Origin of the sequence: Bacterioplanoides pacificum, assembly GCF_042648445.1 — a bacterium.
Classification (GTDB): domain Bacteria; phylum Pseudomonadota; class Gammaproteobacteria; order Pseudomonadales; family Oceanobacteraceae; genus Bacterioplanoides; species Bacterioplanoides pacificum.
The window spans coordinates 48,117-59,502 of the sequence record NZ_JBHRYB010000011.1; the positions used below are offsets into that span (position 1 = coordinate 48,117).

Here is an 11,386-nt window from a genome sequence, read left to right on the forward strand (position 1 = left end):
AATTAATCCGCCGGATTAACCCTTCGGCATGTATTTTTTATATTTTGCCAGTTCAAACTTAGCGATCAGGCCGCGGTGTACTTCATCCGGACCATCGGCCAGACGGATCGCCCGGGCTGCCAGAAACAGGCCAGCCAGCGGGTAATCGTCAGACAAGCCACCACCACCGTGAATCTGCATCGCCGCATCAATGATTTCCTGCGCCATATTCGGTGCCACCACTTTAATCTGCGAAATCTCGCTCATGGCCCCCATCGCACCAACGTTATCAATCATCCAGGCGGCTTTTAACACCAGCAGTCGTGCCTGCTCGATATTCATCCGGGCATTGGCAATAATGTCGCGGTTACCACCCAGATTGGCCAGCGGCTTACCAAATGCCACACGCGATGCCGCACGCTTACACATCAGTTCCAGTGCCCGTTCTGCACCACCGATCATACGCATACAGTGGTGAATACGGCCAGGTCCTAAGCGGCCCTGAGCAATTTCAAAGCCACGTCCCGGCCCGGCAATCACATTACTCAATGGCAGGCGGACATTGGTAAAACTGATTTCACCATGCCCGAACGGCTCATCATAATGACCAAACACCGGTAACATACGTTCTATTTTGACCCCCGGCGCGTCCATCGGGAACAACACCATAGAATGTTGCTGATGACGTCCGGCATCCGGGTTGGTCAGGCCCATAAAAATACCGACTTTGCAGTTCGGATGACCAATACCGGTACTCCACCATTTGCGGCCATTCAGTACAATTTCATCACCATCAACAATGGCCGTCGCTTCCATATTGGTGGCATCCGAGGATGCAACATCCGGCTCCGTCATACAAAATGCCGAGCGGATTTCACCGGCCATTAACGGCTTCAGCCATTGTTCCTGCTGCTCCGCTGAGCCATATTTTTCCAGCACTTCCATATTGCCGGTATCCGGCGCATTACAGTTAAACACCTCAGGGGCAATAAAAGAGCGGCCCATCAGCTCCGCCAGCGGCGCATATTCCAGATTGCTCAGACCAACACCGTGTTCCTCGTCCGGGAAGAACAGATTCCACAAACCAGCGGCTTTGGCTTTGGCCTTTAATTCCTCGATGATGGGTAATACCACCCACTTGTTATCCAGGCTGTGCAGCTCACGCAGGTAATCGTCTTCCACCGGTTCGATTTCGGTTTTGATAAAGTCGCTGACACGTTTGATGTATTCCTGTGCCTTGGGCGAGTGCTGAAAATCCATAACGAAACTCCATTGAGCATTAGTTGATGTATTCAGTGTAGGGAGGGCTTAAGAATGAAAGAAGTGAATATTATGAATACTGATCTATTAGCATGACGAATAGCAAAGTCCCTATGCTATTCGCCGGCTACATCAGTCCTGCAACCGTAAGCGTGAGGTCGCACTGTCGAGTGAATCGGCATCGGTCTCCGAACCCAGCTTAATCATCAGACGTAAATCGTTGGGTGAATCAGCGTGAGAAATGGCGTCTTCGTAGGTGATTTCGCCCTGCTCATACAAAGCGTACAACGCCTGGTCGTAGGTCTGCATGCCTATTTCATTGGATTTACGCATCAGCGGCTTCAGCTCGTGTACTTCACCTTTACGGATCATATCGGATGCCAGCGGCGTGTTGATCAGCACTTCGATCACCGCCCGCCGCCCGCGACCGTCCGGGGTCGGAATCAGCTGCTGCGCAATAATGGCCTTCAGGTTAAGTGATAAATCCATCCACACCTGGCTATGACGTTCCGGCGGGAAAAAGTGAATCACCCGCTCAAGTGCCTGGTTGGCGTTATTGGCGTGTAAGGTTGCCAGACACAAGTGCCCGGTTTCAGCGAAAGTAATGGCGTGTTCCATGGTATCGGCAGACCGTACCTCACCAATCATGATCACATCCGGCGCCTGACGCAGGCAGTTTTTCAGCCCCACTTCAAAGGTTTCGGTATCCAGCCCCACTTCACGCTGCGTGACAATACTGCCTTCATGCTGATGAATAAATTCGATCGGGTCCTCAATACTGAGAATATGCCCTTTGGAATTACGATTACGGTGGCCAATCATCGCCGCCAGCGAGGTCGACTTACCGGCACCAGTGGCACCCACAAATAAAATCAGGCCACGCTTTTCCATCGACAGATCTTTGATCACATCCGGCAGGCCCAGCTGATCAACCGATGGAATACGGGTTTCAATACGCCGCAATACCATACCGGCGACGTTACGCTGGTAGAACGCACTGGCGCGGAAACGCCCGATGCCTGAGGCATTAATAGCGAAGTTGAGTTCTTTTTTATCTTCAAACTCATCCTGCTGACGAGAGTTCATCAGCCCCAGCACAATATCGCGGGTCTGTTCAGCACCCAGCGCATTTTTGGTCAGCGGCATAATACTGCCGTTCACTTTCATGGACGGTGGAACACCGGCCGTAATAAATAAGTCTGAAGCGCCTTTTTCGACCATCAGGCGCAAAAATTTATCCATTGCCATGGAAATTACCTTTCCTCAGTTACCGGCATCAGAAGTTGTCGGGGTTTTTAGCTTTTTCACGGGCGATGTCGCGGCTGATCAGACCTTTGCTGACCAGTGTCTGCAATGACTGGTCCATAGTGGTCATGCCGTACGCACCACCGGTCTGGATAGCAGAATACATCTGCGCCACTTTATCTTCACGAATCAGGTTACGAATGGCCGGTGTGCCCACCATAATTTCGTGTGCCGCTACCCGGCCACCGCCGTTTTTCTTCAGCAGCGTCTGGGAAATAACCCCCTGCAGCGATTCCGATAACATCGAACGTACCATCGCCTGCTCTTCCGACGGGAATACGTCAACGATACGGTCGATGGTTTTTGCCGCTGAGCTGGTGTGTAACGTGCCAAACACCACGTGGCCGGTTTCCGCCGCTGTCAGTGCCAGACGAATGGTTTCCAGGTCCCGCATCTCACCCACCAGAATCACATCCGGGTCTTCCCGCAGTGCCGAGCGTAATGCTTCGTTAAAACCTAAGGTATCACGGTGTACTTCACGCTGGTTAATCAGCGACTTTTTCGATTCATGTACAAATTCAATCGGATCTTCGACCGTCAGGATGTGGTCGTATTTTGACTCGTTAATGTAATCGACCATCGCTGCCAGCGTGGTGGATTTACCGGAACCGGTCGGGCCGGTTACCAGCACAATCCCCCGGGCAACGTTGGCCATATCTTTAAACACCTGGCCCATGCCAAGCTGTTCCATGGTCAGTACTTTTGACGGAATGGTCCGGAATACCGCACCGGCACCGCGGTTATGGTTAAAGGCGTTCACCCGGAAACGTGCCACACCCGGCACTTCAAACGAGAAGTCGGTTTCCAGAAACTCTTCGAAGTCCTTACGCTGTTTGTCGTTCATGATGTCATAAACCAGACTGTGGACTTCTTTATGGCTCAGCGACGGCAGGTTAATACGGCGGACATCGCCATCCACCCGGATCATCGGCGGTAACCCCGCCGACAGATGTAAATCGGAAGCACCCTGCTTCGCACTGAATGCCAACAGTTCTGTAATATCCATAACTTCTCCTCAGAATATACGTGGGCCGAGATTTACAGCAATGCGGCGGCCTGTGGCAACTAGGATAGAACAAAGCTGCCGGCCAGTGCTCATAATCGCAGGTATAAAATGCAAACTGCCGTTGGCAGTGCCTGCGTCGCTTCTATATCATCAACCGGAAAACGAATATCCTAAAGCAAGCCTCTGCAATGTCTACTCTCGAACAGAATTATCAACGGGTAACCCAGCGTCTGATCAATGCCTGCCAGCAATCCGGCCGCCAGCCTGGCGAGGTGCGGCTGCTGGCCGTCAGCAAAACCAAACCCGCCGACATGGTGGAACGCTGTTACCAGCTGGGCCAGCGCAGCTTTGGTGAAAACTATCTGCAGGACGCCGAAGCCAAAATTGCGGCACTGCAGCACCTGAATGAGATCGAGTGGCACTTTATCGGCCCGATCCAGTCGAACAAAACCCGTCCGATTGCGACTCATTTCCAATGGGTCGAAACCGTCTGCCGCGATAAAATCGCCCGTCGTTTAAACGACCAGCGTCCGGACGATATGGCACCACTCAATGTTTTATTGCAGGTGAATGTCAGTGGCGAACCCCAAAAAGCGGGCATCAGCCTGGCCGATATTCCTGCACTGGCGCAACTGATCGAACAATTGCCCCGCCTGACCCTGCGTGGCCTGATGTGTATTCCGGAAAATACCGCCGATGAGGCGGCATTAGCGGCCCAGTTCGCACACATGAAGCACGCCTGGCAACAACTGCAGCAACAATATCCGCAGGTGGATACATTATCCATGGGGATGTCTGCCGACCTGGAGCTGGCCGTTGCTCAGGGCAGCAGTGAAGTACGCATCGGTACCGATATCTTCGGCGCACGCGGCTGATCAGAGCTAAAATCAGACACAGATTCAGCCCCTGCACTCTGGCAGCGGCAACTATTAAGGAACACTTTATGACACAAATTGCATTTATTGGTGGTGGCAACATGGCCACCAGCATCATTGGTGGCCTGATTAAACAAGGCGAAAGCAAGCCGGATATGATCCACGTCAGCGACCCGAATGCCGATCAGGTACAACAACTGAGTGAGCAGTTTGGTATTCATGGTCACAGCGATAATCAACAGGCTATCGCCAGCGCCGATGTGGTGATCATGGCGGTCAAACCTCAGGTAATGAAAGCGGTGTTAGCTCCGCTGAAGGATACTCTGAGCCAGCGCCAGCCCATGCTGTTATCCATCGCGGCCGGTATCAGCCTGACGTCACTGCAGAGCTGGAGCGGTTGCGAAGCCATTGTCCGCTGTATGCCCAATACACCGTCATTACTGGGGCTGGGTGCAAGCGGCCTGTTTGCCACCGATAAAGTTTCCATCGATCAGCGCAATATTGCCGATGCCTTATTACGCGCGGTAGGGATCAGCGTCTGGGTTCAGAATGAAGCAGAACTGGACGCAGTGACGGCTGTTTCCGGCAGTGGTCCGGCGTATTATTTCCTGCTGATGGAAGCCATGATCGAAGCCGGTAAAAAACTCGGCCTGAGTGAAGAAACCGCCACCCAGCTGACCCAGCAAACTGCATTAGGGGCCGGCAAAATGGCCATGGAAGCCGACGTCAGTGCCGCAGAATTACGTCGCCGGGTAACTTCACCGGGCGGCACCACCGAACGCGCAATTCAGACATTTGAAGCAGCCCACCTGCGTGATATCGTCGAAGCTGCATTAACGGCCGCCAGCGACCGTGCCGCTGAGCTGAGCAAACAACTCGGCGACTAACAGCAATAACCCGGGTGAATTGCATTTCAGTACTTCGCCCTTATAAATACACAAGCAATACAGAAACTTTTAACCTGGAGTAAACATGTCGCCTTTATCGGAAGTAGGTATGTTGTTAATCAACACCATCGGCAGCCTGGCACTGCTGGTTGTGATCCTGCGTTTCCTGCTGCAGCTGGTACGAGCCGATTTTTACAATCCGATTTCGCAGTTTATCGTTAAAGCCACCAATCCGCTGCTGATACCACTGCGCCGTCTGATCCCGGGGCTTGGCGGTATCGACGTCGCGTCGCTGGTGCTGACCTATGCGATACAGGTACTGGTGATGGCCGGTGTACTGATGTTGTCCGGTTATCCCCTGCCCTGGGCCAATATTCTCATCTGGGCTCTGATCGGCATTACCGCTCTGGTACTGAACGTGTATTTCTGGGGGCTGATTATCACAGTTATCGCTTCCTGGATCGCGCCCAACTCTTACAATCCGGCGCTGATCCTGATTAACCAGATTCTGGAGCCTGTCATCCGCCCGATCCGTGAAAAGATGCCCGATATGGGCGGTCTGGATCTGTCGCCGATCGTCGTATTTCTGCTGATTCAGGTGCTGGAAATCATGGTGGTAGGCCAGCTCGCCGTGATGACCAATATGCCTAAAGTACTGGCGTTCCTGATCTGAACTTCAGCCGCCGGCAGACGCTTTCGTGCGTCTGCGGCCCGGCTTAGTCGTCCTGGCGGATGTTGTGCGCCGCTTCCTGCTCACCTTCTTTGGCTGTTCCAGCCGGATACCCGATAACTGGCTGACATCCAGATTCCTGGCCTCGTTAATCAGGCCATTCAGCTCCTGTTCCAGCGGAGCCATAAAGCCCTGGTAATTCTGCTGACGCTGACAGATATGACTTAATTGCTGCTCCCACAGCGCCGTTCTGTCAGGCAGCGTGGTGGATGCGGGCAACGCGGCAATCAGTGCTTTTCCCAGCGCTGTGGCACGGATGTGTTTCCCTTCACGGCGCAGAAACTGCCGGTTAAATAATAATTCGATAATGCTGGCGCGGGTCGCTTCTGTGCCTAAACCATCAGTTTCTTTTAACGTTTGCTGCAGGGTTTTATCAGCTACAAACCGGCTAATCCCCGTCATCGCTGCCAATAAAGTGGCATCGTTAAAATACGCCGGTGGCTGAGTGTGTTTATCCCGGATACATCCTTCATGGCACCACAACGCCTGACCTGGCTGCAGCGCCGGCAGCTGGCTCTGAACCTCATCACCGTCACCAGCGGCTTTCGCAGAAGACGGCTGCGGCATCGCCTGCTTCCAGCCTGGCAGCAGGGTTTCTCTGGCGTTCGCGCGAAATAAACCGCCACCAATACGAACATCCACTCTGGTATCTGCATATTCAAATGGCGGATAAAACTGCAACAGATATTGCCGTGCAATCAGGCGATACACCCCCTGCTCCCGGCTGCCGAGTTTGTCCACTGAGGTTTGTTTTGCTGTCGGGATAATGGCGTGGTGGGCATCCACCTTGGCATCATTCCAGGCTTTGCTGCGTAATGAAAAATCGGCCCGGGCCACTACATCCTTCAGATCACGGCAATTATGATCAATCGCGCCAGCGACCGCCGCACGATCATTCAGGTGCTCTTTGGGTAAATAACGGCAGTCCGATCTGGGATAGGTAATCAGCTGGTGCTTTTCATATAACGCCTGACACACATCCAGCACCTGCTTGGCACTCATGCCCAGTGCTTTGGCAGCATCAATCTGTAACGCCGACAGATTATACGGCAGCGGTGCAAACTGATTTTTGTTTTTACGCTGGACGTCCTCAACAAGAGCCGGCTGTTGCTGAATCCGCTGCGCGACATTTTCAGCCAGTTTCCGGTTCAGCACCCGGCCATCGTCATCCTGATGAGGGGCACAGGCATCACTCGGAAGCCACCTGGCCTGAAAAGCAATCGCCTGATCAGCAGCCAATGCCAGCTGCGCAAAGACCTCATAAAAAGGTTTCGCAACAAAGTTGTCGATGTCTTCATCCCGGCGTACCACCAGTCCCAATACCGGAGTCTGTACCCGGCCAACGGATAACACCGCCGTTACGCCCGCCTGACGACCTTTAATACTGAAAGCACGGGTCAGGTTAATACCATACAGCCAATCAGCTCTGGAGCGCGCCAGGGCCGACACCGATAAAGCGGTAAAGTCGCTGTTCGGACGCAGATTATGCAGTGCTTTTTTCACCGCGCCGGGGTTAAGGTCAGAAATCAGGCAGCGCTGAATCTGCTGCTTGCGGCTTTTTGACAGCTTAAGAAAATCGAACACTTCATCCACCAACAGCTGACCCTCTCGGTCAGGGTCACCGGCATGAACCAGCTGATCCGCCTCCCTGACCAGCTTGCGTAACACCGACAGCTGTTTGCGGGTCTTGGCTTTGGCCTGTAGCTGCCATTGTTGCGGCACAATCGGCAGGTGATCGAGACGCCACTGTTTATACGCCGGGTCATAGGCATCCGGTTCGGCCTGTTCGAGCAGGTGACCAATACACCAGCTGACCACATCACCGTTGGCGGCGCGGATAAATCCTTCACCCTTTTGCTGAGGCTTTGGCAACACCGCCGCAATGGCACGTCCAAGGCTGGGCTTCTCGGCAACAAATAATCGCATAACTCTTGACAAGATACTGTATATAAAAACAGTATAGCAACGATTTATGCAAAAGCACTAGGCTGGCCCTTTAATGTGGGTTTAGATTAATCAGCCTGACCGTTATCCGGACCATCAGAAAAGGAGCTCCCTGTGTCGAATATCGCTGGTAAAGCCTATGGTATGAATGTCATCACACCCTTACGGTGGTGGACGGCCATCTGGCAGAAAATTATCTTTTGGGTGGTGGTCAAAACCTTCCCCTATTTCGTTAAAGGGTTATTAACCCTGTCACTGATTCATTACGCCCGCTGGACCATTATTGGCCGCAATGCTTTCCCCCGGCTGGATAAATCACAGCCAAAAGAAACGCTGAATTACAGCTACATGTTGTTTGAGAGCAACTTTAATGGCAGCTGGGACCAGTATATCGATTCCTTTTCCTTTGCCATTCCCGGCGGCCTGGATATGTTCTGGCGCTGGAACATTAAATATCCGAAGTCCGTGCCACTGCATGATTTCTACCGTTACATCCGCTTTAACCAGGTCGAAACCGATCACTACTACAACGCCTACCCGCTGGCATCAGCCAACGATGTGAAAAGTGCACAAGCCTTAATGGAAAACCTCAGGCAACTTGCCACGGACTCTGCAGAACTCTCGGATGACGATTTTCTCCGGGCTTACAACAGCTTCCTGAATGATAACCAGCACGCCTTCGGGAGCATGGGTCAGGGGCCGGTAATGTCATTACAACCCGATCCGGAACAGCCAACGCCGGCATTGCAGTCACAGCTGAATAAAGAGGAGGCCTGAGATGGCAAATAAATTTGGCCAGTCCTATGGCCTCACCTGCTTATGTCCGATTAAAAACGGCCGCTGCGAAACCGGCTATGATAATGCTGGCGATCAGGCCGCATACGATAAAATCACCCGGCGCCGGATTCAGACTCTGGGACTGCACGACAAAAGTCCGTTTGCCAAAGTCCCTGATACTTATTTTGCCCGGTTATTTATTCTTAACGATGTATTTTTTGAACAGGGGAATGAGGTTAAGCGCGATCACCTGAAATCGAAATACCTGGTGTTCACGAGCAATTTCCATGGAGAGCTGGAGACTTACCTGGAAGGTATGTGGCACAGTGCCGCTGGCGATATCGCCGAGATCTGGCAATACGCTGTGGGTTTCGATCAGGTCAGCAGTGCCGCTGACTTTATCGCTTACATCAAGCAGTGCCAGCTCACGACCACGCTGTTTTTTAATGGCTCCAGCGATCAGTCATTAAAGCAGCAGCTGAAATCCTTATACATCAAACAGGCATTCACCGAATTTACACTGACCAACCAGGGCAAACCCGCCGCCGAATTACGCCACAACTTTCAGCAGTTTCTGCAGCAGATCGAACTCGACAACCTCGAATCTCCCAGCTGGTTCGCTGGTCAATATGAACTCGAAGACAGCGTATTATAAGGGTTAAGGATAACAACATGAGCAATCAACGCCCCCTCGATTTATACGATATTCAGGGCAATATTTGTAAAGGTTACGGCCGTTTTGGTTTTCCCAAAGCGCGCTATTTTTTTCTCGACTTTCATCAGCCCCAGCTGGCACAGGAATTCCTGAAAAAACTGATTCCCCGGATCACCACCGCCGAGCGCTGGGGCAACAGCAATCACCCGGATGACAATCAGAAACCCGATACCACCACCAACATCGCGTTTACCTATGCCGGGCTGGCCGCATTGCAATTACCTCAACGCTCCCTGGATGGTTTTCCGATGGAATTCCGCATGGGTATGCAGGCACGCAAATCAATCCTTGGTGACGATGGTGCCAGCGCGCCACAACACTGGGACCCGGTATGGCAGGGGGAAAGCGTCCACGCCTGGGTTTCTATCAATGCCAAAAATACTGAACAGTTAGAACAGGCTTACCAACAGATCGAGCTACTGATCAGCGAAAGCCAGAATGGTGTCTCCATTCGCCCCGGCCACAAAGGCCCCAACGGCACAACGCTGCCATACCAGAACGCATCGGCGGTGTTTGAAAATGGCAAAGCGACAGCAAAAGAACATTTTGGCTTTACCGACGGCATCGGCAATCCGTTTTTTGCCGGTAGCGGTAATGATGTATCGCGTTTGCCCGGGCGTGGCAAACTGACCCGTGATGGTAAATGGCAGCCACTGGCAACCGGCGAGTTTATTCTCGGCCACGTCGATGAAGCGAAAGAATACCCATTAGCCCCTGAGCCAAAGCTGTTATCCCGCAACGGTACCTATATGGTGTATCGCAAGCTGCATGAGAACGTTAAAACCTTTAACGACTATGTGGATAATATCGCCAGCGACTTTAACGGCAGCAAAGAACTCCTGATGGCAAAGTTTGCCGGACGCTGGCCCGATAACGGAGCTCCACTGGTATTAGCGCCCGATGATCAGGCCAAAGCAGAGCTGGATAAGAAACTGGCAGAGCTGAAAGCACAGGCTGAACAGGGGGACGACTGTGCTGCCGCCCAACTGAAAGCACTGCGAGAAAAATGGATCGACTTTAACTACGAAGACGATAAGGCCGGTGGCAAATGCCCAATAGGTGCACATGTTCGTCGTACCAACACCCGAGGCTCTCTGGAGACTCAGCCCGACGCCTTTAATAGCAAAGGAGCACTGGTCGATCGCCGGCGGTTATTACGTCGTGGCCTCCCTTACGGCGGTGAAGATCAGGTCAGTGATGATCACAGTGAGCAGGGCATTATCTTTATGTGTCTGGGTGCCAGTATCGAGCGTCAGTTTGAATTTGTGCAACAGCAGTGGGTAAATTATTCCAACGATTTTAAGCTGGGTAATGACAAGGATGTGTTTCTCGGCAACCACAGCGGCAAGTTAACCGATAAAGCGATTATTCAGGCAGAACCTGGGAGTAATGAAGCACCGTTTCTATGTACTCACCTACCACGCTTTGTTGAAACCCGCGGTGGTGATTATTTCTTTATTCCCAGTATTACAGCACTGGAGATGATCGCTCAGGGGATCGTCGATCCGGCTTAACGGTGACACTTTTCGGGGACAAGGTCCCCTCCCACGATTGTATTCATCGAGATTGCTACAGCTAGGAACGGACTTTACCCCAGCATTACAGCATTGGAGATGATCGCTCAGGGGATCGTCGATCCGGCTTAACGGTGACACTTTTCGGGGACAAGGTCCCCTCCCACGATGTGTATTCATCGTTGTTGTTACAGGTAGAAGAGAACTCTGTCCGCGATGTGTATTCATCGTGGTTGCTACAGGTAGGAGCGGACCCTGTCCGCGATAATTAAGGCAAGCCAGAACGAGAAAAGCCCTGACCATTTACATGATCAGGGCTTTTGGATAAGAGCTTGACGATGACCTACTCTCACATGGGGAAGCCCCACACTACCATCGGCGATGCTGCGTTTCA

General features: G+C 52.4%; 10 protein-coding genes. 6 read left to right on the forward strand and 4 right to left on the reverse strand.

Annotated features, from left to right (window positions below):
* Nucleotides 1-15: 15 nt before the first annotated feature.
* From ACFOMG_RS11260 to ACFOMG_RS11270, 3 genes are all read right to left on the reverse strand, one after another.
* Nucleotides 16-1,239: an acyl-CoA dehydrogenase family protein gene (locus tag ACFOMG_RS11260; protein WP_376866699.1), complete on the reverse strand. Its 1,224-nt coding sequence runs from the start codon at nt 1,237-1,239 to the stop codon at nt 16-18.
* Between the two features lie 132 nt (nt 1,240-1,371).
* Nucleotides 1,372-2,487 carry a PilT/PilU family type 4a pilus ATPase gene (locus ACFOMG_RS11265; RefSeq protein ID WP_376866700.1) on the reverse strand — a complete coding sequence of 372 codons (1,116 nt, stop codon included), beginning with the start codon at nt 2,485-2,487 and terminating at the stop codon, nt 1,372-1,374.
* Between the two features lie 28 nt (nt 2,488-2,515).
* A complete protein-coding gene (locus tag ACFOMG_RS11270; protein ID WP_376866701.1) occupies nt 2,516-3,550 on the reverse strand; it encodes a type IV pilus twitching motility protein PilT in 1,035 nt (344 codons plus the stop codon).
* A 188-nt stretch (nt 3,551-3,738) separates the two neighbouring features.
* On the opposite strand from ACFOMG_RS11270, the gene ACFOMG_RS11275 reads away from it, so the two are divergent.
* The 3 genes from ACFOMG_RS11275 to ACFOMG_RS11285 all read left to right on the forward strand — a co-directional run bounded on the left by ACFOMG_RS11275 (nt 3,739) and on the right by ACFOMG_RS11285 (nt 5,985).
* Nucleotides 3,739-4,425, forward strand: coding sequence for a YggS family pyridoxal phosphate-dependent enzyme (locus ACFOMG_RS11275; protein WP_376866702.1), 687 nt, complete (start codon nt 3,739-3,741; stop codon nt 4,423-4,425).
* Between the two features lie 68 nt (nt 4,426-4,493).
* Nucleotides 4,494-5,312 (forward strand): pyrroline-5-carboxylate reductase, encoded by an 819-nt coding sequence (gene proC / locus ACFOMG_RS11280; protein WP_376866703.1) that lies wholly within the window; start codon nt 4,494-4,496, stop codon nt 5,310-5,312.
* 85 nt (nt 5,313-5,397) lie between these two features.
* Nucleotides 5,398-5,985: a YggT family protein gene (locus ACFOMG_RS11285; protein ID WP_376866704.1), complete on the forward strand. Its 588-nt coding sequence runs from the start codon at nt 5,398-5,400 to the stop codon at nt 5,983-5,985.
* Nucleotides 5,986-5,988: 3 nt separating this feature from the next.
* On the opposite strand, the gene ACFOMG_RS11290 is transcribed toward ACFOMG_RS11285, so the two are convergent.
* Complete coding sequence (locus ACFOMG_RS11290; RefSeq protein ID WP_376866705.1) at nt 5,989-7,968, reverse strand: DNA topoisomerase III; 1,980 nt, start codon at nt 7,966-7,968, stop codon at nt 5,989-5,991.
* Nucleotides 7,969-8,100: 132 nt separating this feature from the next.
* Between ACFOMG_RS11290 and ACFOMG_RS11295 the strand changes: the two genes are divergently transcribed.
* Genes ACFOMG_RS11295 through ACFOMG_RS11305 form a run of 3 tightly spaced genes read left to right on the forward strand, consistent with a single transcriptional unit; the run spans nt 8,101 to nt 10,992 of the window.
* Entirely contained in the window at nt 8,101-8,763 is a 663-nt protein-coding gene (locus ACFOMG_RS11295; protein ID WP_376866707.1) for a hypothetical protein, read from the forward strand.
* Between the two features lies 1 nt (nt 8,764).
* Entirely contained in the window at nt 8,765-9,418 is a 654-nt protein-coding gene (locus ACFOMG_RS11300; RefSeq protein ID WP_376866708.1) for a hypothetical protein, read from the forward strand.
* A 17-nt stretch (nt 9,419-9,435) separates the two neighbouring features.
* A complete protein-coding gene (locus ACFOMG_RS11305; RefSeq protein ID WP_376866709.1) occupies nt 9,436-10,992 on the forward strand; it encodes a Dyp-type peroxidase in 1,557 nt (518 codons plus the stop codon).
* Nucleotides 10,993-11,386: the final 394 nt, after the last annotated feature.

What these genes read in the sequence shown, in the direction of transcription:
- ACFOMG_RS11260 (WP_376866699.1), bottom strand. Translation starts at nt 1,239, where the DNA reads ATGGATTTTCAGCACTCGCCCAAGGCACAGGAATACATCAAACGTGTC.
- ACFOMG_RS11265 (WP_376866700.1), bottom strand. Translation starts at nt 2,487, where the DNA reads ATGGCAATGGATAAATTTTTGCGCCTGATGGTCGAAAAAGGCGCTTCA.
- ACFOMG_RS11270 (WP_376866701.1), bottom strand. Translation starts at nt 3,550, where the DNA reads ATGGATATTACAGAACTGTTGGCATTCAGTGCGAAGCAGGGTGCTTCC.
- ACFOMG_RS11275 (WP_376866702.1), top strand. Translation starts at nt 3,739, where the DNA reads ATGTCTACTCTCGAACAGAATTATCAACGGGTAACCCAGCGTCTGATC.
- proC (WP_376866703.1), top strand. Translation starts at nt 4,494, where the DNA reads ATGACACAAATTGCATTTATTGGTGGTGGCAACATGGCCACCAGCATC.
- ACFOMG_RS11285 (WP_376866704.1), top strand. Translation starts at nt 5,398, where the DNA reads ATGTCGCCTTTATCGGAAGTAGGTATGTTGTTAATCAACACCATCGGC.
- ACFOMG_RS11290 (WP_376866705.1), bottom strand. Translation starts at nt 7,968, where the DNA reads ATGCGATTATTTGTTGCCGAGAAGCCCAGCCTTGGACGTGCCATTGCG.
- ACFOMG_RS11300 (WP_376866708.1), top strand. Translation starts at nt 8,765, where the DNA reads ATGGCAAATAAATTTGGCCAGTCCTATGGCCTCACCTGCTTATGTCCG.
- ACFOMG_RS11305 (WP_376866709.1), top strand. Translation starts at nt 9,436, where the DNA reads ATGAGCAATCAACGCCCCCTCGATTTATACGATATTCAGGGCAATATT.